Origin of the sequence: Pararhizobium sp. LjRoot235, assembly GCF_964254145.1 — a bacterium.
Classification (GTDB): domain Bacteria; phylum Pseudomonadota; class Alphaproteobacteria; order Rhizobiales; family Rhizobiaceae; genus Pararhizobium.
Genome location: NZ_CAXUSP020000001.1, coordinates 1,541,427 through 1,562,502 on the forward strand (window position 1 = coordinate 1,541,427; position 21,076 = coordinate 1,562,502).

Genomic DNA, 21,076 nt, shown 5'->3' on the forward strand with positions numbered 1-21,076 from the left:
TCAAGCTTTTGTCGCACGCAGGCGCTCAACCGCCATCAGGACCCGTTCCGGTGTCGCCGGCGTATCCAGCCTTGGGCATTCGCGGTAGTCCGCGACGCTGGCAACGGCCATGGAGAGCGCCTCCAGCACCGAGATCGGCAGCATGAAGGGCGGCTCGCCGACGGCCTTGGAGCGGCCGATGGTCATTTCGGCATTTTCGGCCCATTCCGCCAGCTTGACGTTGAAGATCTTCGGCCGGTCGGAGGCGAGCGGGATCTTGTAGGTCGACGGCGCGTGGGTGCGCAGGCGGCCCTTGTCGTCCCACCAGAGTTCTTCCGTGGTCAGCCACCCCATGCCTTGAACGAAGCCGCCCTCCACCTGGCCGATATCGATGGCGGGGTTAAGGGATTTGCCGACATCGTGCAGCACGTCGACGCGGTCGACCATGTATTCGCCGGTTAGGGTATCGATGGAAACCTCCGAGACGGCGGCTCCATAGGCGAAGTAGTAGAATGGCGTGCCGCGGCCGGTATCGCGGTCCCAGTGGATTTTCGGCGTCTTGTAGAAGCCGGCAGCCGACAGCTGGATGCGGGCGAAATAGGCCTGTTTGATGAAGTCGGCGAAGGGCACCAGTTCCTCGCCGATCTTCACATGGTTCGGTACGAAGGTGACATTTTCCGGGGCCGTCTGCCAGCGTTCGGCGGCGAAATCGACGAGCCGTTCCTTGATCTGGCGGGCTGCGTCATAGGCCGCCATGCCGTTGAGGTCGGAGCCCGAGGAGGCAGCGGTCGCCGAGGTATTGGGCACCTTGCCGGTCGACGTCGCGGTGATCTTCACATTGCTGATATCGACCTGGAAACTGTCGGCCAGAACCTGCGCCACCTTGGTATAGACGCCCTGGCCCATCTCGGTGCCGCCGTGGTTCAGGTGGATCGATCCGTCCTTGTAGATATGGACCAGCGCACCTGCCTGGTTGAAGGCGGTCATTGTAAAGGAGATGCCGAACTTGACCGGCGTCAGCGCGATGCCCTTGCGGATCACCCGGCTCGTCCTGTTGAAGGTGATGATTGCCTTGCGGCGCGCCTGATAGTCGGCGTCCACCTCCAGTTCGGAGACGATGCGGTGGATGATGTTGTCTTCGACCTGCTGGTGATAGGGCGTGAGGTCGCGGCCCGACCCTTTTTCGCCGTAGAAATTCAGCTTGCGGATGTCGAGCGGATCCTTGCCGAGCGCATAGGCGATCTCCTCGATGATGCGCTCGCCGCCGATCATGCCCTGCGGCCCGCCGAAACCGCGATAGGCGGTATTGGAGACGGTATGCGTCTTCAGGGGCTGCGAGGTCAGCTTCACATGCGGGAAGAAATAGGAGCTGTCGGCGTGGAAGAGCGCGCGGTCGGTGACCGGGCCGGAGAGATCGGAGGAATAGCCGCAACGGGCGGCATAATTCGCCTTCACCGCATGGATGCGGCCCTCGTCGTCAAAGCCGACATCGTAGTCGACAAGGAAATCGTGGCGCTTGCCGGTGGCCATCATGTCCTCGTCACGGTCAGGGCGGAATTTGACGGCGCGGTTGAGTTTCTTCGCAGCGACGGCTGCGAGCACCGCGAACTGGCTGGCCTGCGTTTCCTTGCCGCCGAAGCCGCCGCCCATGCGCCGGACTTGCACAGTCACGGCATTCGAGGGCACGCCGAGCACATGGCCGATCATGTGCTGCACTTCACTCGGATGCTGGGTCGAGGACCAGACGGTGATCTCGTCATCCTCGCCGGGGATGGCAAAGGCGATATGGCTTTCGAGATAGAAATGCTCCTGGCCGCCGATCCGCATGCGGCCAGCGAGGCGGCGAGGCGAGAGTTCCAGTTCCGCCTCGGCATCGCCTCGCTGCAATGTCAGCGGCTTGGTAACGATCTCCGCGCCGTTTTCAAGCGCATCGGTGATATCGGTGAAATGCGGCAGGTCGCGATAGGTGATCTTCGCCTTGCGCGCTGCCCGGCGGGCAATATCGCGGGTTTCGGCGATCACGGCAAAAGCCGGCTGGCCATGGAACTGGACAAGGCCGTCGGCAAGCACCGGCTCGTCATCGAGATGGCTGGGGCTGATGTCGTTGGAGTGCGGCATGTCCTTGGCGGTCAGCACACAGACGACGCCGGGTGTTGCTTCGACCTCGGACAGGTCCATCGCGACGATCTCGGCATGGGCGCGGTCGGTCAGTCCGAGTGCACCATGCAGTGTCCCGACCGGCTCCGGAATATCGTCGATATAATCCGCGGTGCCGGAGACATGCTTGTGGGCGCTGTCGTGGCGCAGTGCCGTATGCATCGGACCGGCGATCGTCTTGCGCTCTTCGAAGGTCGATTTGTCCATTAGTTGGCACCTCCGGTCCGTCGCATTGTTCCCCGTCGCCAGCCGCGTGCCGCCGGAATACCCCCCTCTGTCGGCATTACCGACATCTCCCCCTCAAGGGGGGAGATCGGGAGCCCGCTGTGCCGTTCCCGGATATTTCTGCCGTTGCGCATTTGCGGTTCGTTGCGAAGCTGCTTGTTTTTCGAGAGCGATGCGGCAAGCGATCTCCCCCCTTGAGGGGGAGATGTCACGAAGTGACAGAGGGGGGTGACACCGCCGGACCGGCTGGGGGGCGCTGAGAGTTGGATCGTCATGCCGTCACCTCGAACCGAACAAGCTCGGCCCTTTCACCTGACGTTTCCAGGAAGAACCGCAAGAGCAGGTTCTTCGCCGCCAGCATGCGATAGGCCGCCGTGGCGCGCCAGTCGGTGAGCGGCTGATAATCTTGTTCGAACGCGGTTTGGGCAGCCTTCACCGTCTCTTCGTTCCAGAGCCTCCCGATCAATGCCGCTTCGACATGTGCCGCCCGTTTCGGCGTTCCGGCCATGCCGCCAAATGCGATCCGTGCAGACGTCACCAGATCGCCGTTAAGCGCGATACGGAAAGCGCCGCAAAGGGCGGAGATATCCTCGTCACGACGCTTTGAGACTTTGTAGACGGAGAACAGATCGCCGCCGGGCAGGTCGGGCACGAAGATGCTTTCGACGAATTCTCCGGGCCTGCGATCCTGCCGTCCATATTCGATGAAATAGTCCTCAAGCGGAACTGTTCGCTGCCCGGCCTTCGATCGTAGTGTGACACTTGCATCGAGCGCGATCAGCGGCGGCGGTGTGTCGCCGATCGGTGAGCCGTTGGCGACGTTGCCGCCGATCGTGCCCATATTGCGCACCTGCTCGCCGCCGAGCCGGTCAAGCAATCGGCCGAAGGTGGGGTAGCGCGCCGAGATCAGCTTGAAGGCCGCGGAATAAGTCACGCCCGCGCCGATGGTGATGCCCTCTTTCGTTTCCCGGATCGACTGCAACTCCTCGATGCCGTTGATGAAGATGACCGGACTGATCTCGCGCATCTGCTTGGTGACCCAGAGGCCGATATCGGTGGAGCCGGCGACCACGGTTGCCTGCGGATAGGTATCGAGAACCTCGGCCAAGGCCGAGGCCGAGCCGGGAACGATCAGTTTTGCCGCGTTATCGCCGATCAGGATCGTCTCATTGTTGCGCATCGCCTTGAGGCGGGCCGTAATATCCTGCCGCATCTTCACGAGAGGGTCGAACACAGCATCGGGCCTCATCTTGCCGACCGCTTCGGCCGCTTTGACAATCGGCTCGTAACCCGTGCATCGACAGAGATTGCCTTGCAACGCTTTTTCGATATCGGCGCGGCCGGGATTGTCCTTCGATAGCCACAGTCCATATAGCGACATCACGAAACCGGGCGTGCAGAATCCGCATTGCGAGCCGTGATAGTCGACCATGGCCTGCTGAACCGGGTGTAGCACGCCGTCCTTTGCGGCGAGATGCTCGATGGTCACGACATGGGTCGCATTGAGCGATCCGGTGAAGCGGATACAGGCATTGACGCTTTCGTAGACGAGATCGTCACCCGCAAGGCGGCCGACGAGGACGGTGCAGGCACCGCAATCGCCCTCGGCGCAACCTTCCTTGGTTCCCGTCAGTCGCCGTTCGAGACGTAGGAAATCGAGCAGCATTCCCGTTGGCGACACTGACGTCAGCGCGATGTCCCGGTCATTCAGAATGAAGCGGATGCTGCCGGCGGATTGGGTCATGCGCTCTCTTTTTCTTGTTAATTCGACTCTTGAAACTATGCCTAAAACCGGCAGCGTGACAATTGTGTTTTTGCCGTTGTCGCCATTGTCTTGTGCCGGCGCAAAGGCGTTTTAACTTGCGTTTTGTTTTCGTTTGACATTCGTTTTTGTATCGTATTGAAGTTTTTGAACTGGCTTGCTGTCTTGAGGAGAGAAGCGAGCTCAAAAAACGTGGGGAGGGGCAGAATGAGCGGATATGTTCTCGCGATCGATCAGGGCACGACGTCGAGCCGCGCGATCGTTTTCGACGCGAAGCAGAGGGTGGTCGGTTCCGGGCAGAAGGAATTCAGGCAGCATTTCCCGAAATCCGGCTGGGTGGAACATGATCCCGAGGAAATCTGGGATACCGTCGTCTGGGCGATCAGGGAAGCCATCCGCAAGGCCGGCATCAAGGCGAGCGACCTTTCAGCGATCGGCATCACCAACCAGCGCGAGACCGTCGTCGTCTGGGAACGGGCCACCGGCAAGCCGATCCACAATGCCATCGTCTGGCAGGACCGCCGCACGGCCTCCTATTGCGACAAGCTGAAGCGCCAGGGGCTGGAAAAGACCTTCACGAAGAAGACCGGGCTGCTGCTCGACCCCTATTTCTCAGGCACCAAGCTCTCCTGGATGCTCGCCAACGTGAAGGGCGCGCGCACCCGCGGCGCAAAGGGTGAACTCTGCTTCGGCACGATCGACACATTCCTGATCTGGCGGCTGACGGGCGGCAAATCCTTCGTGACGGATGCGACCAATGCCTCGCGCACGCTGATGTACAACATCGCCGCCAACGACTGGGACCGCGATCTGCTCGAAATCCTGCGTGTTCCCGAAGCCATGCTGCCGCAAGTGCTTGACTGCGCGGCCGATTTCGGCGTGACCGACGCCTCTATCTTCGGTGCGGAAATCCCGATTCTCGGCGTCGCCGGTGACCAGCAGGCAGCCACCATCGGGCAGGCCTGCTTCCAGCCTGGCATGATGAAATCAACCTACGGCACCGGCTGCTTCGCACTTCTCAATACCGGACAGGACATCGTCCGCTCGAAGAACCGGCTCCTGACGACGATCGCCTATCGTCTCGACGGCGAAACCACCTATGCGCTGGAAGGCTCGATCTTCGTTGCCGGTGCCGCCGTACAGTGGCTGCGCGATGGTCTCAAGGTGATCAAGGCCGCACCCGATGCCGGTACGCTTGCCGAAAGCGCCGATCCGTCGCAGGAGGTCTATCTCGTTCCGGCCTTCACCGGCCTTGGCGCACCGCACTGGGATCCAGACGCGCGTGGCGCAATCTTCGGCATGACGCGGAACACCGGCCCGGCGGAGTTTGCCCGCGCAGCCCTCGAAGCGGTCTGCTACCAGACGCGCGATCTGCTCGACGCGATGTACAAGGACTGGAAGAGCGACGGCAGGGAAACGGTGCTGCGCGTCGATGGTGGCATGGTCGCCTCCGACTGGACCATGCAGCGTCTCTCCGATCTGCTCGACGCCCCGGTGGACCGGCCGACCATCCTTGAAACCACCGCACTTGGCGTTGCCTGGCTCGCCGGCAGTCGGGCAGGGGTATGGCCGAACCGGAAGGATTTCGCCAAATCCTGGGCCCGCGATCGCCGGTTCGAGCCGAAGATGGACGAGAAATGCCGCGCCGGGAAATTGAAAGGGTGGCGGAATGCGGTGAAGCGGACGTTGAGCGAACCTCTGAATTGATTCTGGTCGAGCACCGGTGTGCAGTTCCTCAATCCGTGCGAAACATAGGCTCAGGGAAACGCAGCGTTTCAGCTTCCGTGCTGTGATATCCCACCAAACATGATTATCTGTGAGCTCAAACAATGGTTTGCCCATAAATCGGGCTGACAAAACAGGCAAGAAGTCATGGAACTCGGTCTATACACATTCGGAGATGTTCACCCCGAGGCGCCGGATGGGCGCGGCAGGGAGGGCGAGGAGCGGGTACGGCATCTCGTCGAGGAAATCGAACTGGCCGACCGGGTCGGGCTCGATGTCTTCGGGCTTGGCGAGCATCATCGGCCGGACTATGTCGCGTCGGCGCCAGCGATGATCCTCGCGGCAGCCGCGTCGCGCACAAAAAATATCAAGCTCACCAGCGCCGTCACGGTGCTGAGCTCGGACGATCCGGTCCGGGTGTTCCAGCAGTTTGCGACGCTTGACCTGATCTCGAACGGCCGTGCCGAAATCATGGCGGGCCGGGGCTCGTTCATCGAATCCTTCCCGCTGTTCGGTTATGATCTCGAAGACTACGACCAGTTGTTTGCCGAGAAACTGGACCTGCTGCTTGCCATACGCGGGGGCGAGAAGGTGACCTGGGCTGGCGAGAAGCGGCCGCCGATCCAGGGCCGTGGCGTTTATCCGCGCCCGCTGAGCGACCCGCTGCCGATCTGGATTGCCGTTGGCGGCACGCCACAATCGGTGGCACGCGCTGGTGCACTTGGCCTGCCGGTGGCTCTTGCCATTATCGGCGGCGAGCCGGCCCGCTATGCGCCGCTGTTTGATCTCTACCGCGAAGCCGCGCGCCGGGCCGGGCAGGATGCCGCCAAGCTGAAGACCAGCATCAATGTGCACGGTTTCATCGCCGACACGACGGAGACGGCCGCCGATCAGTTCTATGGCCCGCAGGCCGAGGTGATGAACCGCATCGGCCGCGAGCGTGGCTGGGGTCCGACCAACCGGGCGCATTTCAACCAGGCGATCGGGCCGAACGGCAATCTGTTCCTCGGTGATCCCGACACCGTCGCGGAAAAGATCGTCCGCCATCATCGCATCTTCAAGAATGACCGGTTCCTGCTGCAGATGGCGATCGGCCTGATGCCGCATGACCAGATCATGCGCGGCATCGAGCTTTACGGCACGAAGGTCGCGCCGCTGGTGCGGGCAGCGCTGGGGGCAAAATAGACGGAGAGACCGTGTGATCTCGGCGATTTTCCTGCTAAGGCCATCTGGATTGGTCGCTTTCGGCGCGTTACATAGACCGCCGAAAGCGAGAAACAATGACCCTCAACAATGATGAAGATCTGGCGCGGCTGAAGGAAATCGGCCGCATCTGCGCCAATGCCGTGCAGATCATGGGCGCCGCACTCGAACCGGGCATCACCACGGCGGAGCTCGATGCCATCGGCCGCAAGGTGCTCGAGGATGCAGGCGCTCGTTCCGCGCCGGAACTCACCTATAACTTTCCCGGCGCCACCTGCATCAGCGTCAATGAAGAGATCGCCCATGGCATTCCCGGCGCGCGCATCATCCAGGCCGGCGATCTCGTCAACATCGATGTCTCAGCCGAGAAGAACGGGCTGTTCGCCGACACCGGTTCCTCCTTCGCCGTCCCGCCGGTCAAGCCACAGATCGAGCGGCTCTGCCGCGACGGCAAGCGCGCCATGTGGGTCGGGCTGAACGAGGTGAAGGCGGGCAAGCCGCTGGCGGCGATCGGCAATGCCATCGGTAGCTTCGCCAAGAAGAACCGCTATACGCTCGTGACCAACCTGGCGAGCCACGGTGTCGGCCGCTCCTTGCACGAGGAACCGACAGAAATCGCCACCTGGCCGGACAAGCACGAGAAGCGCAGGATGACCGACGGCATGGTCTTCACCGTCGAGCCCTTCCTGTCGCTGGGCGCCCAATGGGCGGAAGGCGGCGATGACGAGTGGACGCTCTACAGCGAGCCGCGTGCGCCGACCGTTCAGTACGAGCATACGGTGGTCGTCACGCGCAACGGGCCTCTGGTCGTCACCCTTCCGGGTTGATTGGCAAGAGCTACTATTCTCGTCATTGAACGACATTATCAAATTTTGTCGTTTGTCGTCGCAATGTTGCATTGCGATAGATAAGGCATGACGACGCTAGACCACCCCTTGAGCCGGAGCCTTGCTCCGACCGCATTTGCCGGTGCGATCGCAATGGCGGTTGCCATGGGTTTCGGGCGTTTTTCCTATACGCCGATCCTGCCGGGCATGATGGCCGATCTCGGCCTGACACCCGCCGACGCGGGGATCATAGCGTCAGCCAATTTCATCGGCTATCTGCTGGGAGCCATTGCCGCAGGCTTTGGCTGGGCAGAGGGAAGGGAGAGGCCGATCGCGCTTTCGGCGCTGGTTGCGACGGCGGTGCTGCTGCTGGCCATGGGGCTGACGTCGTCGCTGCTGTTGTTTTCCTTCATCCGCTTTCTTGCCGGCGTGGCCAGCGCCTTTACGATGATCTTCACCTCGGCGATCGTACTCAGCAGAGGGCTTGCGGCCGCCAATCCGCATGTCCAGTCGGTGCATTTCGGCGGTGTCGGCATGGGCATTGCGGTCTCGTCGTTGATGGTCTTCCTGTTGCCCGCCGGCGGTTTCGGTGTTTTCGCAAGCTGGCAGGCGGGCTGGTTCGGCGGCGCCGTCATTGCCTGTCTCGGCACGCTCATCGTGGCCGCGCTGCTGCCTGAAGGACCGGCAGGGCACAGGAACGGCGAGAAGGAAAAACCGCTCGTCTGGACCCGGCCGCTTGTCGTTGTCACACTCACCTATGGCCTCTTCGGCTTCGGCTATGTCATCACCGCCACCTTCCTTGTCGCCATGGCGCGCCAGGGCGCAACCGACCATACCGTCGAGTTTCTCGCGTGGCTGATCACGGGTCTCAGCGCCGCAGTGTCCGTGCATGCCTGGCGCCGCACCGTGCCACGGCTCGGCATCGTCGGGGTTTATCTTGCGGGCCTGCTGGTCGAGGCTATCGGGCTTATTCTGGTCGTCGCTCTGCCTTCGCCATATGCGCCGCTAATCGGCGGCCTGATGCTTGGCGCAACCTTCATCATGGTCACCGCCTATGGCCTGCAGATCGGCCGAGCTCTCACGCCGCAAAGCCCGCGCAAGGCGCTCGCCTTCATGACCGCCGCCTTCGGCGTCGGCCAGATCGTCGGGCCAGTCGTTGCGGGCTGGCTGGCCGAGCGCAACGGCAGTTTTATGGCGCCAACGCTCATGGCGGCGGGTGTGCTGCTTTTCTGCGCAGCGCTCACCTGGGTGGAGATGCGCCGCATCGTTATCGCCACAGGCGCATGAGCGGTTCGCTATTAAATAACGGTAACATTAGCTTGACGTGATTGGCAGGTGAGGGCTTTTGCCCTAGGTTCGGCGCATCGAGAAGGTGGGTATCTGCCCATCAAGAAACGCGAGTACCACGCCTTGTTCCATTCCTTCTTTCCCAATCCGAAGCTGTTCTTTCCCTCCGCACTGCTTTGGACAGTCGTTGTGGTCGCCATATGGTATGCCGGGGGCGCTGATATCGGAGGCCAATTTGGTCTGCCGCAATTGGCACCTGGTCAGGAGGCACCGATCGGCCTTGGGCATTTTTTCACGACAGCCTCCATCTGGTTTTATATCTATTTCATCTCTTCCATGGTTCTCTTCTGCCTCTTCTGGCATTTCTACGCGGCTGAGCACCCTTGGAAATCATGGTCGGTCTGGGGATCCACCTTCATCATTTTCACAGTATATTTCTCGGTGGATATCAGCGTTGCGCTCAACAATTGGCGGCGGCCGACATATGATCGCATCGTGGACGCGCTGAAGGCGCCGAACACGGTTCAGGCGTCGGAGATCTACGGCTATGCCTTCATTTTCTTCGAACTGGCGACTGTTTACATTGTTTCCGCCGTTCTGATTAACTTCTTTACCAGCCACTATCTGTTCCGTTGGCGTACCGCCATGAACGATTTCTACTATTCGGTTTGGCCCAAAGTGCGCCATATCGAGGGCGCTTCGCAGCGTATCCAGGAAGATACGATGCGATTTGCGACGACGGTCGAAGGGCTTGGCGTCCGGCTGATCGATTCCGTTATGACGCTGATTGCGTTTCTGCCGGTGCTCCATGCCCTGTCGAGCAGCATCAAAGAATTGCCTATCGTCGGGGCGATACCGTATCCGCTTGTCATCGCGGCGATTGCCTGGTCAATCTTCGGTACCGTCATGTTGGCGTTGGTTGGGGTGAGACTGCCCGGCCTGGAGTTCCGCAATCAACGTGTCGAGGCGGCGTATCGAAAGGAGCTCGTGTATGGTGAAGACCATGTCGACCGTGCTCAACCCCTGACGATCCGTGAATTGTTCAGCAATGTCCGCAAGAACTATTTCAAACTGTATTTCCACTATACCTACTTCAATGTCGCCCGATATTTTTATCTGCAGACGGACAACATCTTCCCCTTGTTCCTTATGGTTCCGTCCATCGTCGGGGCGACGATCACCTTTGGTCTCTTGCAGCAGATACAGGGCGCTTTCTCGCAGGTTACGAGTTCTTTCCAGTACCTCGTCAATTCCTGGCCGACGGTGATTGAGCTGATTTCGATCTACAAACGTCTTCAGGCGTTCGAGGCAGCGATGGAGGGGGAACCTCTGCCTGCAATCGACCGCGAATTTATCGAAGCCGGCGAGAACGAAAGCCTGGCCTGATTCATGGCGCTATTGGGAGGCGGCTTCGGCCGCCTTCTTCTCATTGGCAATCATCGGCAACGCCTCGGCATAGCTGACGCAGGCAACGTCGGGCTTGCCGCAGGTCTCGGTCAGAAACCTGTCGAGCGCCCGCCAATAGGCGCCGCCGTTCATCTCGACGAAGTGAAAGCCGAGCTGCAGCGGGATGCGGTCGCCCTGATACTGCGCCTGAAAGGCCTTGCGGTAGGCGTCGATCGCGCGCTCTTCGAAGGCGGCGCTGTCCTTGCGGTTTTCCACGCCCATCGAATGGCGGATGAAGAGATTGTAGTCCATGCCGATCACCCGGCGCTGCTGCGGCCCTTCCGGGATCAGCGGCAGCCCGAAGCGCGGCATGCCGTCCGCAGTCGATGGCCAGCCTGGGCCTTTGGTGACGAGGCTGGCATCATAGGTGAAGCCTGCCTTTTTCAGCGCCGGCAACAGGCCGTCGCTCAAGGAGAGATAGGGCGCGCGAAATCCCTTGATGTCGTTTTCCGCGAAATCCGCCCAGCCCTCGGGCTCCTCGCCTTCGATGCCGCCGGCTTTCCAGGCATTCAAGAGCGCCATGCGGAAGGCAGTGAATTCCTGTTTCCAGTCGGCCGCGCTCCAGCCCTTGCCGTCGAAATGGCCGCAGGCATGGCTGCCGATATCGTGGCCGGTTTGGTGCGCCTGCCAGATGTAGCGGACACGGGCCTGTACTTCCTCGCGGCTTAGGGCGAAGCCGACATTCGAGCGTCCGGCCTTTTGTCCGGGGGCCTGATACGTCCTGCCGCCCTCCGCCTTCGCCATCAGGAAGGTGCAGGAGAGGAAATAGGTGAAATGCGCGCCCGTTCGCTTGCCGATCTCCAGGCTTTTTTCCCAAAGCCTGTTGTCGTGGGCGCCGTCGAAGGAAATGATGACAAGCTGTTTTCGGCCAGCCGGGGCCGGTGGTTGCATCGTATGGGCGAGGGCGGGGATCAGGGCCAAGGCAAGAGCAAGGCCGGGAGCGGCGGAAAATCTGGACACGCGGAAACCTTGGAGGGTAGTGGCGGAGCAACGACCCCTGCCGCAAGAATAAGGCAATCCTTTGATCATGCTGGAATTTTGCTTCCGATCCGGCTATGCGAAGGGATAGAAATCTCACAAACGGCGGATGGGCTTCATGACACTTCTTCTTCTGGGCATCGTCATTTTTCTCGGCATGCATCTCGTGCGCGTCGTTGCACCTGGCCTGCGTGCCTCGGTCATCGCGCGTCAGGGCAAGGGCGCCTGGGTGGGAATCTATGCGGTCATCAGCCTCGTCGGCCTTCTTCTGATCATCTACGGCTTCGGCGAGGCGAGGGCGGTCACCGGCATGCTCTACAACCCGCCGGTCTTTTTGAAGCACATCTCGCTGCTTTTGATGTTGCCTGCCTTCATCTGTCTCGCCGCCGGTTTTTTGCCGGCAGGCCGCATTGCAGTCGCGGTCAAGCATCCACAGATCCTGTCGATCAAGATCTGGGCGCTCGCCCATCTGCTTGCCAATGGCGAGACATCTTCGGTACTGCTGTTCGGCTCGTTCCTCGCCTGGGCCGTCATCCTGCGCATCTCGCTGAAGCGGCGGGAGCGCGCGGGCGAGAAGGTGCTTCCCGTCTTCCGTTCCACGTCCAACGACCTGCTGGCAGTGGTCATCGGTGTTGTCGCCTATGGCCTGTTTGTCTGGAAATTGCATGTGTGGCTGATCGGTGTTGCCCCGATTGTCATGAGCTAAAGGGGCTAATACCAAGAATCGATGATAGGAACCCATAGGATCGGCTCGATCTTCGTTTCCGGCCAGGAGAGGATCGCAGTCGATGCTTTCGCATCGTGCAAGGGCCTCGAGGCCCCCGGAAGCGAAGAGAAGCCGACCGAAGGTGGCTCATGCTGGCCTTTCGGCGTTGTAGCGTCCCTCGACCGATGCGAAAGCATCGCTCTTCGAAACGCGCCTAGCCGAAAGGCCAGCATCCTATGGGTTCCTATCATCGATCCCTGGTATTAATGCGCGTGCCCCCTTACAACGGCCTCAAAATGCGCTAGAAGCGCGCAATCTTACTTTCATCTTTGCAGGGAAGGCCGGGCAACCGGAACAGGAAATGGCGAACCAGGACGACAGCTTTATCCGCGAGGTCAACGAAGAACTGCGCTCCGACCAGGTCAAGGCCGTTTGGACGCGCTTCGGCAGCGTGATCATCGGGATCGCCATTCTCATCGTTCTCGGCACCATCGGTAAGGTGGGTTACGAATACTGGCGCGAAACCTCGGCCTCGCAGTCGGGCGACCAGTTCCTGGCGGCCCTGACGCTCTCCAAGGAAAACAAGACCGATGAGGCTCAGGCGGCGCTGGCTACGCTGGAGAAGGACGGCTACGGCGCCTATCCGGTGCTGGCGAAGATGCGCGCGGCAACGCTTACGGCGCAGAAGGGCGATGTCGCCGCTGCTGTTCAGGCCTTCTCCGATATCGCCAAGGATGCCAGCCTGCCGCAGGCGATGCGCGATGCGGCCCGGATGCGCGCGGCCTATCTGCTGGTCGATACCGGCACCTATGAACAGGTTTCGGCCGAAGCCGAACAGCTCGCCGTGCCGGGTAACGGCATGCGCCATTCCGCGCGCGAAGCCCTTGGGCTCGCAGCCTACAAGGCCGGCGACATGGCGAAGGCAAAGACCTGGTTCCAGCAGATTGTTGATGATGCCGAAACCCCGCGCAATCTGGCGAACCGCGCCCAGATGCTGCTCGACCTGATTGCCGCCAGCGGCAGGGCGGCCTGAGCGGGCGTCTACAGTGCCGCGCGTCAGAACATGACGCGAAAAGGACGCTGTAACACTTTAAATCTGCTGCATAATTTATGCTTAAATCGATTCCGATTTAAGGAATTATGCAGTAGAAGACAAACATTAGAGCATGATGCTCTGAAGAAGACAGGATGACTTGATGAACTTCACCGTCGCCATCGTTGGGCGCCCCAATGTCGGCAAATCCACGCTTTTCAACCGTCTGGTTGGCAAGAAGCTGGCGCTTGTCGACGACACGCCGGGCGTTACCCGCGACCGGCGCCCGGGCGAGGCCAAGCTCGTGGACCTGCGCTTTACCATCGTTGATACCGCCGGCCTCGAGCAGTCCGGCCCCGAGACTCTGCAGGGCCGCATGTGGGCGCAGACGGAAGCGGCCATCGCAGAGGCTGACCTGACACTCTTCGTCGTCGATGCCAAGCACGGCCTGACGCCGGCCGACGAGACGCTCGGTGAAATGCTGCGCCGCCGTGGCAAGCCGGTCGTGCTGGTTGCCAACAAGTCCGAAGCCAAGGGCTCCGACGGCGGCTATTACGATGCCTTCACCCTGGGCCTCGGCGAGCCGGTCGCCATCTCGGCTGAGCATGGCCAGGGCATGATCGATCTGCGCGACGCGATTGTTGAAGCGCTCGGCCAGGACCGCGCCTTCCCGCCGGACGTCGACGAAGCTGAGACAGACGTCGATCTTCGCCACGAACCGGGCGAGGAAGAAGACGAGGACTTCGAGCCAGCCTATGACGACACCAAGCCTTTGCGGGTGGCGATCATCGGCCGCCCGAATGCCGGCAAATCGACGCTGATCAACCGCTTTCTCGGCGAAGACCGCCTGCTGACCGGTCCCGAGGCCGGCATCACCCGTGACAGTATCTCGGTTGAATGGGACTGGCGCGGCCGCACCATCAAGATGTTCGACACCGCCGGCATGCGCAAGAAAGCGCGGGTGCAGGAGAAGCTGGAAAAGCTCTCCGTTGCCGACGCCCTGCGCTCCATCCGTTTTGCCGAAGCGGTCGTCATCGTCTTCGATGCGACCATTCCCTTTGAAAAGCAGGACCTGCAACTCGTCGATCTCGTCATCCGCGAAGGCCGCGCCGCGATCCTCGCCTTCAACAAGTGGGATCTGGTTGAAGACCCGCAGGCGCTGCTTGCGGATCTGCGCGAAAAGACCGAGCGCCTCCTGCCACAGGCTCGCGGCATCCGCGCGGTGCCGATTTCCGGCCAGACCGGCTACGGCCTCGACAAGCTGATGCAGTCGATCATCGACACCGACAAGGTCTGGAACCGCCGTATTTCCACCGCCAAGCTCAATCGCTGGCTGGATCATCAGCAGGTGCAGCATCCACCGCCGGCCGTGTCGGGCCGCCGCCTGAAGCTGAAATATATGACGCAGGTGAAAGCTCGCCCGCCGGGCTTCATGATCTCCTGCACACGCCCGGATTCCGTGCCGGAAAGCTATATCCGCTACCTGACCAACGGTTTGCGCAACGATTTCCAGATGCCAGGCGTGCCGATCCGCATCCATCTCAGGGCATCGGAAAACCCGTTCGAGAACCGCAAGAAGCGGAAATGATCGGCTGGCTTGAGCTTACCACGTGATAAACGTGGGGCTGTAGCCTGCGATCTTGCTGTCGCGTGTGATCAAGGTCAGCGGTTCCGTCACCGCCTGCGCGATCAGCAGGCGATCGAACGGGTCAGCATGAACTGTTTTTAGATGTCCGCTCGCGGCCGCATGCTCGACCGAAATGTCGAGAAAACTGTATCCGACAGTCTTGAAATACCGAGCCGCGTCCTCCCCGTCGAAAGGAGGCGCACCGGCACGGCGCAGGGGAAACTTGATCGCGATTTCCCAGATACTCGCGGCAGAGATGAAAACCTCGTTGTCCCTGTTTGCGATCGTGGCGAGCAGTTCGGCGGGAAGTTTGAGGGTTTCAGTCAAACTCCATATCGCGACATGCGTGTCGAGTAGCAACCTCATTCGGCTTCTACACTGAAAAGCTTGACCACATCCTCATCCAGCGCGTTGAAGTCTTCCAGCGACATGTCCGGAAATTGTCCTTCAAGCAACCCCAGGCGTCGTAGCGCTTTTTCTTTGACGATCGGGACCAGTCTTGCCGCTGGCTTGCCATCTCGGGCGATGATGATTTCGTTTTCCGTGCCGTCCTCGACGGCGCTGACAAGCTGTGAAAGGCGGGTCTTCGCTTCCAGCATGTTTACCGTGGTCATCGGTCAGGTCCTTGGCTAAACTTAGCTAAGGATAGTATTTGGTGCGGCGAATTGCAAATGCCGCAATTTAGAACTGGGTTTCCAGCTTGTCCCTGGCGACCAGGGCGCCGTGATGCTGAATGACTGCTGCCGCCGTCTTTGCAGCGAACCGGGCCGCCGCTACAGGATCACCATCAGCGGCGTAACATGCAAGGAACGCGCCGTTGAAGCTGTCACCGGCGCTCGTCGTATCGACGATCTTGTCCACCTTGGCCGAGGGGACGAATTCGGCTTTATCATCGCCGAAGCTCACGGTCACGCCCTTTGCCCCATCCTTGACAACGACATTCTCCACGCAGAGACCGCGATATCGGGCGATCGTCGCCGTAATATCGGCGTCGCCGAAATGGGCTGCTTCATCATCGAAACTCGGCATGACGAGGCTGGACGCGCAGGCGCCGGCGGAGATGGTTTCCAGCATATAGTGCCTGTCGTCCCACAGGCGCGGGCGGATATTGGGATCGAAGACGACCAGCTTGCCGGCAGCCTTGGCGCGGCGCAGTTCCAAGAGCAGCGTCTCGGCGGCGCTCGGCGCAAGAATGGCCAGCGTGATGCCCGAAAAGACGAGGATATCCGAGGCTTCGATCGCCATACGCAGATGGCCGGCGTCGTCGGCAAGCAGCTTGGCGGCGGAAACCGAGCGCCAGTAGGAGAAGCTGCGTTCGCCATCCTTCAGATGGATCATGTAGAGGCCTGGCGAACGACCCTCGACGCGGCGGATGTAGCGTGTGCCGACGCCGGTCTTTTCGATGAAGGCAAGCATCTCGTCGGAAACCGTATCAGTGCCGACCGCCGTGAAATAATCGACTGACCAATCCTCAGGCAGAAACAGCCGGGCATAATAGGCGGTATTGAAACTGTCACCGGCATAGCCCTTGCGCAGGAGATTACCTTCGGCCTGCATCAGTTCCACCATGCATTCGCCGATCGAAAGCAGCCTGCCTGCCATGAAATCCTCCCGCCCAGTTTCAAGTTCTACTGCATAATTCCTTAAATCGGGATCGATTTAAGGAAAAAATTATGCAGCAAATCAAAGCGTTACAGCGACCTTGGCGCGTCTGAAAAGACGCGCGGCGCTGTAAAGCGTCCTTTGCACGTCGTATTCGACGCGCCGCGCTTTAGTCGCGCCCACTTGCGAAAGCCGAGATACGGCTTACCAGCGCGGAAGGCAAGCGGAGCCGTGCTGGCGTGCGCGGTTCAGGGCGTCGAATTTCAACACTCCAGGAATGTGAACGCCGAAGCCGTGGCTCTCGCGGGTCGATGAAAAAGTCCCCGGAAACTGGCGCTGCTGCAATGGCTTCTCCGCTTGCTTGGTGGCGGGGCTGGTCAAGCCATCATCATTTTTGCACCACGACCCGTCAATCTCCGGAGACGGCAGGGAATGCCGTTTACTCACTCTTTCTGCGACGATACATCTTCCAGCATATCCCTCGTGGTCGCGGAGTTTTTTGATGGCATCTCCCTTGAAGTCCAATCCCGATTGGTGGCGCGGCGCGGTGATCTATCAGGTCTATCCGCGATCCTTTCAGGATACCAGGGGCGATGGGATCGGTGATTTGAAGGGGGTGATGCTGCGACTGCCCTATATTGCCAGCCTTGGCGTCGATGCCATCTGGCTGTCACCCTTCTTCACCTCGCCGATGGCCGACATGGGCTACGATGTCTCCGACTACTGCGATGTCGATCCGATGTTCGGGACACTTGCTGATTTTGACGCGATGCTGACCAGGGCCCATGAACTGGGACTCAAGGTCATCATCGACCAGGTGATCTCGCACACCTCCGACCAGCACCCTTGGTTCAAGGAGAGCCGGTCGGACCGCACCAATCCGAAATCCGATTGGTACGTCTGGGCCGATCCGAAGCCGGACGGGACCGCGCCGAACAATTGGCTGTCGATCTTCGGCGGTCCGGCCTGGGAATGGGACGGCGTGCGCAAGCAATATTACATGCACAATTTTTTGGGCTCGCAGCCGGATCTGAACTTCCACAATCCGGGCGTTCAGGAGGCTCTCTTGGAAACCGTGCGTTTCTGGCTGAAGCGCGGCGTCGATGGTTTCCGGCTCGATACCGTCAACTTCTATTTCCACGACAAGGGACTGCGGGACAACCCGCCGCTGGTTTATGACGAAGACGCGATCGGCCTCGACGCGCCCGACGTCAATCCCTACGGCATGCAGAACCATCTCTACGACAAGACGCAGCCGGAAAATATCGGCTTCCTGCAGCGCTTTCGCGCCCTGCTTGACGAATTCGGTGATCGTGCGTCGGTCGGTGAAGTCGGCGATGGCGCCCGCTCGTTGAAGACGGTGGCGGCCTATACCGGCGGCGGCGACAAGCTGCACATGTGCTACACGTTCGATCTGCTGGGACCGGATTTCACGGCCACCCACATCCGCCGCTGCGTACAGGCCTTTCAGGATGCGGTCACCGACGGCTGGGTCTGCTGGGCTTTCTCCAACCACGACGTCACCCGTCATGTCAGCCGCTTTGCGCAGACGGAAGAGGAGCGCGCGCGGGTGGCGAAGCTGGCAATCTCGGTGCTTGCCGCTCTTCGTGGCTCAATCTGCCTCTATCAGGGCGAGGAACTGGCGCTTCCGGAGGCCGAACTCGAACTGGCAGATCTGCGTGATCCCTACGGCATCCGTTTCTGGCCGGCCTTCAAGGGCCGGGACGGGTGCCGCACCCCGATGGTCTGGGAGAAGGAGACGCCCCATGCCGGGTTTTCGACCGTCAAGCCCTGGTTGCCTGTTCCTGAGGTGCACCGCCCATTGGCCGTCGACCAGCAGGAAACGGTGACGGATTCGGTTCTCGCCCACTATCGACAGACGCTGGCCTTTCGAAAGAAGCACGCGCCGCTTCTGGATGGCAGCATGACTTTCCTTGAAACCAACCAGGACATCCTGGCCTTTACGCGGGAAAAGGGAGGCGAGGCGCTGCTGTTCATTTTCAATCTGCGCCGCGGGCCGCAGACGGTGCAGCTACCAAATCGCCTGAAGATCGCTGACGCCATTACGATGCCTGGTTTCGCGCCTCAGTTAGAGGGGGCGGAAATCATGCTTGGGGCGCTGGACGTATTCTGCGGACGGCTGTTACCGTAGCAGCTTGTCGTATTGAGCGTGGGTGCCGATCCAGAACCAGATCACGTCGTCGCCCTCTTGCACCGCAAGGGCGCGCCACGAGGTGCCAACGCGCGCGGACCAAAAACGCCCAACCTGTTTGAGGTGAAGGGACGGATGTTGGGATCAGCCTTCAATTTTTCAAAATTGCGATCAGCCAGTTCTCAAACTTGCGCCGGCAAGTCATCGTATGCCCGCCAGAACGATGCGGTCGCGTGGTGCTTCACAGGCTCCGAGACCGACCAGCTTTGAAGTCCGTCAAGGCATTTTCTGCCAACGCATCCAGTGCACCACGTTTGGCATCCTGTTCAAACTGGACATCCCAGCGCTTGGCCTGGAGTTTGTCGAACCATGCTGCAAAGGCGCGCAGTTCGTCCGGCCCAAGTTCTGAGATGGATTTCTCGATTTGTTCCAATTTCGTCATCTCAAACTTCTACGCTACCAAACCAATTTAAGTGGAGTGAAAGGTCATTCCAAGACAAATATTTTCACCCAATCAGCGCAAACGTATCGACATCGACCAGCCCTCTGTCCGAAATTTTCAGGTGCGGAATGACCGGGAGCGGCAGGAAGGCCAGTTGCAGGAATGGTTCCTGCAACGTCGCGCCGAGAGCGAAGGCGGCCTGGCGCAGATGGTGCAGCGTGTCGCGCACGCTTTCATATGGTTCGAGGCTCATCAGGCCCGCAACGGGCAGGGCGATTTCGCCGGTCACCTTGCCGTCCTCGACGACGACGAAGCCGCCCTTGATCTCGCCCAGCCGGTTGGCGGCGAACGCCATGTCGTCCTCGTTGACGCCGACGACGCAGATATTATGGCTGTCATGACCGACAGTGGAGGCGATCGCGCCCTTCTTCAATCCAAAGCCCTGGACGAAGCCGTTGGCGTGATTGCCGTTGATGCCGTGTCGCTCGATGACCGCGACCTTGATGATATCGCGGCCGAGATCGACACCGGCCTGGTTGCCCGATGCCGGCAGCTTGAAACGGCGATGCTCGGTAATGATCTTGCCTGGCAGCACGCCGATCACCGATGTCTCGCCTTCGGCATAGGGTACGCCGAAATCGGCAGCGTTGACGTGGCCTGCCTTGACGCTGTCGAGCCCGACGGGCGCGACCGGGCGACGGGTTGCAAACAGTTCATCGGTTACCAAACGGCCACCGGAAAAGACCTTCTCGGCTTTGCAGTCCTCAAGGCTGTCGATGACAACGAGATCCGCGCGCCAGCCCGGTGCCACTAGGCCGCGGTCGCGGAGCCCGAACGCGCGCGCGGCCGAAATGGAGGCGGCGCGGTAGACGGCCAGCGGCTCGACGCCCTGCGCGATCGCTTCACGGATCATGTAGTCGAGATGGCCTTGCTCGGCGATGTCGAGCGGATTGCGGTCGTCGGTGCACAGCGCCAGGAACGGTGACAGGCGTTCGGTGATGATCGACATCAGCGCATGCAGGTCCTTGGAGACGGAGCCCTCGCGCACGAGAATGTGCATGCCCTTGCGGATCTTTTCGAGCGCCTCGTCTACCGTCGTGCATTCGTGGTCGGTGCGGATGCCGGTGGAAAGATAGCCGTTCAGGTCGAGCCCGCGCAGCAGCGGCGCATGGCCGTCGATATGGCCGCCCTGAAAGGCTTCGAGCTTGGCGAGGCAGATCGGGTCCTTGTGGATGACGCCCGGAAAATTCATGAATTCCGCCAGGCCGATCACCTTTTCATGGTCGCGGAACGGCAGCAGCTTCTCGATCGGCAGGTTGGCGCCGGAGGTCTCCAGATGCGTCGCCGGCACGCAGCTTGAGAGCTGGACGCGGATGTCCATGATGGTTTCGAGGGCGGAGTCGAGAAAGAACCGGATGCCCTCGGTGCCGAGCACATTGGCGATCTCGTGCGGATCGCAGATCACAGTCGTTACGCCATAGGGCAACACGCAGCGGTCGAATTCATGCGGCGTGACGAGCGAGGATTCGATATGCAGATGCGTGTCAATGAAGCCGGGGACGACGATCCTGCCGGAAATGTCGATTTCCGTGTTGCCTCGGTAGGTTCCGCAAGTGCCGACGATCCGGTCGCCGCAAATGGCGACGTCGGAGGCAATCAGATCGCCAGTGACCAGATCGAAGAAGCGGCCACCTTTGAGCACGACGTCGGCAGGCGCGCGGCCCGTGCCCTGGTCGATCAGCTTTCCAAGTTTTTCGCTCATGGTGGATCCTGCCTCTTCAATGCCTTGCCGCGGATTGACTTGCTGCCACCATAGCCGCTGGTGATCGACATTGCATCGCAGACTGCAACAAATTGGTGCTTGTGTCTGTGGACTGCGCGCAGTTGCTTGTGGTGTGGGCGATGGATCAAAATCGGGCGCCAAA

17 protein-coding genes and 1 pseudogene are annotated in these 21,076 nt (G+C 60.5%); 9 read left to right on the forward strand and 9 right to left on the reverse strand.

The window, feature by feature from the left end; genetic code table 11:
• Positions 1-2,343 (reverse strand): xanthine dehydrogenase molybdopterin binding subunit, encoded by a 2,343-nt coding sequence (xdhB, locus tag ACSQ2Z_RS07345; RefSeq protein ID WP_436080585.1) that lies wholly within the window; start codon positions 2,341-2,343, stop codon positions 1-3.
• Positions 2,344-2,632: 289 nt separating this feature from the next.
• A complete protein-coding gene (xdhA, locus tag ACSQ2Z_RS07350) occupies positions 2,633-4,105 on the reverse strand; it encodes a xanthine dehydrogenase small subunit (RefSeq protein WP_436080586.1) in 1,473 nt (490 codons plus the stop codon).
• 225 nt (positions 4,106-4,330) lie between these two features.
• On the opposite strand from xdhA, the gene glpK reads away from it, so the two are divergent.
• The 5 genes from glpK to sbmA all read left to right on the forward strand — a co-directional run bounded on the left by glpK (position 4,331) and on the right by sbmA (position 10,551).
• Positions 4,331-5,830, forward strand: a complete 1,500-nt coding sequence (gene glpK / locus ACSQ2Z_RS07355; protein ID WP_436080587.1) for a glycerol kinase GlpK — start codon at positions 4,331-4,333, stop codon at positions 5,828-5,830.
• A 165-nt stretch (positions 5,831-5,995) separates the two neighbouring features.
• Positions 5,996-7,033, forward strand: coding sequence for an LLM class flavin-dependent oxidoreductase (locus tag ACSQ2Z_RS07360; protein ID WP_436080588.1), 1,038 nt, complete (start codon positions 5,996-5,998; stop codon positions 7,031-7,033).
• 95 nt (positions 7,034-7,128) lie between these two features.
• Positions 7,129-7,878: a type I methionyl aminopeptidase gene (map, locus tag ACSQ2Z_RS07365; RefSeq protein WP_436080589.1), complete on the forward strand. Its 750-nt coding sequence runs from the start codon at positions 7,129-7,131 to the stop codon at positions 7,876-7,878.
• An 87-nt stretch (positions 7,879-7,965) separates the two neighbouring features.
• Positions 7,966-9,165, forward strand: a complete 1,200-nt coding sequence (locus ACSQ2Z_RS07370) for an MFS transporter (protein WP_436080590.1) — start codon at positions 7,966-7,968, stop codon at positions 9,163-9,165.
• A gap of 123 nt (positions 9,166-9,288) precedes the next feature.
• Positions 9,289-10,551 (forward strand): peptide antibiotic transporter SbmA, encoded by a 1,263-nt coding sequence (gene sbmA, locus ACSQ2Z_RS07375; protein WP_436083014.1) that lies wholly within the window; start codon positions 9,289-9,291, stop codon positions 10,549-10,551.
• Between the two features lie 9 nt (positions 10,552-10,560).
• Here the strand turns inward: sbmA and ACSQ2Z_RS07380 are convergent, their stop codons facing one another.
• Positions 10,561-11,502, reverse strand: a complete 942-nt coding sequence (locus ACSQ2Z_RS07380) for a polysaccharide deacetylase (protein WP_436083015.1) — start codon at positions 11,500-11,502, stop codon at positions 10,561-10,563.
• A 205-nt stretch (positions 11,503-11,707) separates the two neighbouring features.
• Here ACSQ2Z_RS07380 and ACSQ2Z_RS07385 point away from each other — a divergent pair, with 205 nt between their 5' ends.
• The 3 genes from ACSQ2Z_RS07385 to der all read left to right on the forward strand — a co-directional run bounded on the left by ACSQ2Z_RS07385 (position 11,708) and on the right by der (position 14,916).
• A complete protein-coding gene (locus ACSQ2Z_RS07385) occupies positions 11,708-12,295 on the forward strand; it encodes an NnrU family protein (RefSeq protein ID WP_436080591.1) in 588 nt (195 codons plus the stop codon).
• Between the two features lie 361 nt (positions 12,296-12,656).
• Positions 12,657-13,328: a tetratricopeptide repeat protein gene (locus ACSQ2Z_RS07390; RefSeq protein WP_436080592.1), complete on the forward strand. Its 672-nt coding sequence runs from the start codon at positions 12,657-12,659 to the stop codon at positions 13,326-13,328.
• A gap of 163 nt (positions 13,329-13,491) precedes the next feature.
• A complete protein-coding gene (gene der, locus ACSQ2Z_RS07395) occupies positions 13,492-14,916 on the forward strand; it encodes a ribosome biogenesis GTPase Der (protein ID WP_436080593.1) in 1,425 nt (474 codons plus the stop codon).
• 15 nt (positions 14,917-14,931) lie between these two features.
• Here der and ACSQ2Z_RS07400 read toward each other — a convergent pair whose 3' ends face one another.
• From ACSQ2Z_RS07400 to ACSQ2Z_RS07410, 3 genes are all read right to left on the reverse strand, one after another.
• A complete protein-coding gene (locus tag ACSQ2Z_RS07400) occupies positions 14,932-15,321 on the reverse strand; it encodes a type II toxin-antitoxin system VapC family toxin (RefSeq protein WP_436080594.1) in 390 nt (129 codons plus the stop codon).
• Complete coding sequence (locus ACSQ2Z_RS07405) at positions 15,318-15,569, reverse strand: type II toxin-antitoxin system Phd/YefM family antitoxin (RefSeq protein WP_436080595.1); 252 nt, start codon at positions 15,567-15,569, stop codon at positions 15,318-15,320. The genes ACSQ2Z_RS07400 and ACSQ2Z_RS07405 overlap by 4 nt, the downstream gene beginning before the upstream one ends.
• A 67-nt stretch (positions 15,570-15,636) precedes the next feature.
• On the reverse strand, positions 15,637-16,557 hold the full coding sequence (locus ACSQ2Z_RS07410) for a sugar kinase (protein ID WP_436080596.1): 921 nt from the start codon (positions 16,555-16,557) through the stop codon (positions 15,637-15,639).
• A gap of 502 nt (positions 16,558-17,059) precedes the next feature.
• Between ACSQ2Z_RS07410 and bglA the strand changes: the two genes are divergently transcribed.
• On the forward strand, positions 17,060-18,709 hold the full coding sequence (gene bglA, locus ACSQ2Z_RS07415; RefSeq protein ID WP_436080597.1) for a beta-galactosidase BglA: 1,650 nt from the start codon (positions 17,060-17,062) through the stop codon (positions 18,707-18,709).
• Here bglA and ACSQ2Z_RS07420 read toward each other — a convergent pair.
• From ACSQ2Z_RS07420 to ade, 3 genes and pseudogenes are all read right to left on the reverse strand, one after another.
• Positions 18,701-18,775 (reverse strand): annotated as a pseudogene (locus ACSQ2Z_RS07420) (hypothetical protein); the annotation flags it as partial. The gene bglA and the pseudogene ACSQ2Z_RS07420 overlap by 9 nt on opposite strands.
• 175 nt (positions 18,776-18,950) lie before the next feature.
• Positions 18,951-19,151, reverse strand: coding sequence for a hypothetical protein (locus tag ACSQ2Z_RS07425; protein ID WP_436080598.1), 201 nt, complete (start codon positions 19,149-19,151; stop codon positions 18,951-18,953).
• 64 nt (positions 19,152-19,215) lie between these two features.
• On the reverse strand, positions 19,216-20,913 hold the full coding sequence (ade, locus tag ACSQ2Z_RS07430) for an adenine deaminase (RefSeq protein WP_436080599.1): 1,698 nt from the start codon (positions 20,911-20,913) through the stop codon (positions 19,216-19,218).
• Positions 20,914-21,076 lie beyond the last annotated feature (163 nt).

What these genes read in the sequence shown, in the direction of transcription:
- map (WP_436080589.1), top strand. Translation starts at nt 7,129, where the DNA reads ATGACCCTCAACAATGATGAAGATCTGGCGCGGCTGAAGGAAATCGGC.
- xdhB (WP_436080585.1), bottom strand. Translation starts at nt 2,343, where the DNA reads ATGGACAAATCGACCTTCGAAGAGCGCAAGACGATCGCCGGTCCGATG.
- bglA (WP_436080597.1), top strand. Translation starts at nt 17,060, where the DNA reads ATGGCATCTCCCTTGAAGTCCAATCCCGATTGGTGGCGCGGCGCGGTG.
- ACSQ2Z_RS07390 (WP_436080592.1), top strand. Translation starts at nt 12,657, where the DNA reads ATGGCGAACCAGGACGACAGCTTTATCCGCGAGGTCAACGAAGAACTG.
- ACSQ2Z_RS07405 (WP_436080595.1), bottom strand. Translation starts at nt 15,569, where the DNA reads ATGACCACGGTAAACATGCTGGAAGCGAAGACCCGCCTTTCACAGCTT.
- ACSQ2Z_RS07385 (WP_436080591.1), top strand. Translation starts at nt 11,708, where the DNA reads ATGACACTTCTTCTTCTGGGCATCGTCATTTTTCTCGGCATGCATCTC.
- ACSQ2Z_RS07380 (WP_436083015.1), bottom strand. Translation starts at nt 11,502, where the DNA reads ATGCAACCACCGGCCCCGGCTGGCCGAAAACAGCTTGTCATCATTTCC.
- xdhA (WP_436080586.1), bottom strand. Translation starts at nt 4,105, where the DNA reads ATGACCCAATCCGCCGGCAGCATCCGCTTCATTCTGAATGACCGGGAC.
- ACSQ2Z_RS07370 (WP_436080590.1), top strand. Translation starts at nt 7,966, where the DNA reads ATGACGACGCTAGACCACCCCTTGAGCCGGAGCCTTGCTCCGACCGCA.
- ACSQ2Z_RS07360 (WP_436080588.1), top strand. Translation starts at nt 5,996, where the DNA reads ATGGAACTCGGTCTATACACATTCGGAGATGTTCACCCCGAGGCGCCG.
- ACSQ2Z_RS07400 (WP_436080594.1), bottom strand. Translation starts at nt 15,321, where the DNA reads ATGAGGTTGCTACTCGACACGCATGTCGCGATATGGAGTTTGACTGAA.
- ACSQ2Z_RS07425 (WP_436080598.1), bottom strand. Translation starts at nt 19,151, where the DNA reads ATGACGAAATTGGAACAAATCGAGAAATCCATCTCAGAACTTGGGCCG.
- der (WP_436080593.1), top strand. Translation starts at nt 13,492, where the DNA reads ATGAACTTCACCGTCGCCATCGTTGGGCGCCCCAATGTCGGCAAATCC.
- ACSQ2Z_RS07410 (WP_436080596.1), bottom strand. Translation starts at nt 16,557, where the DNA reads ATGGCAGGCAGGCTGCTTTCGATCGGCGAATGCATGGTGGAACTGATG.
- ade (WP_436080599.1), bottom strand. Translation starts at nt 20,913, where the DNA reads ATGAGCGAAAAACTTGGAAAGCTGATCGACCAGGGCACGGGCCGCGCG.
- glpK (WP_436080587.1), top strand. Translation starts at nt 4,331, where the DNA reads ATGAGCGGATATGTTCTCGCGATCGATCAGGGCACGACGTCGAGCCGC.